The 567-nt window shown below is 59.1% G+C and carries 1 protein-coding gene; it reads left to right on the top strand.

Annotated features, from left to right (window positions below; translation table 11 throughout):
* On the top strand, window positions 1-567 hold a 567-nt coding region (locus AC09SL_RS29510; protein WP_479572012.1), incomplete at both ends, for a POTRA domain-containing protein.

The raw sequence follows: 567 nt of genomic DNA, 5'->3' as shown, positions 1-567 counted from the left end.
GCTCAAGACCACCAACTGGCTGTCGTTCTTCAAGAACGACGACAAGTACGCCCGTGAAAAACTCTCCGGTGACCTGGAGCGCCTGCGTTCCTACTACCTGGACCGTGGCTACATCAACATGGACATCGCCTCGACCCAGGTGTCCATCACCCCGGACAAGAAGCACGTCTACATCACCGTCAACGTCAACGAAGGCGAGAAATACACCGTCGGTGACGTCAAGCTCAGCGGTGACCTGAAAGTGCCTGAAGACCAGGTCAAGTCGCTGCTGCTGGTGCAGAAGGGCCAGGTGTTCTCGCGCAAGCTGATGACCACCACGTCCGAGCTGATCACCCGTCGCCTGGGTAACGAGGGCTACACCTTCGCCAACGTCAACGGCGTGCCACAGCCGCACGATGAAGACCATACCGTCGACATCACCTTCGCCGTCGACCCAGGCAAGCGCGCCTACGTCAACCGCATCAACTTCCGTGGCAACACCAAGTCCGAAGACGAAGTGCTGCGCCGTGAAATGCGCCAGATGGAAGGTGGCTGGGCCTCGACCTACCTGATCGACCAGTCCAAGAC

Source organism: Pseudomonas sp. PF05 (assembly GCF_056521845.1).
Note: the sequence above shows the minus strand (reverse complement) of the source record. Positions and strands in the feature narration are given on the sequence as shown.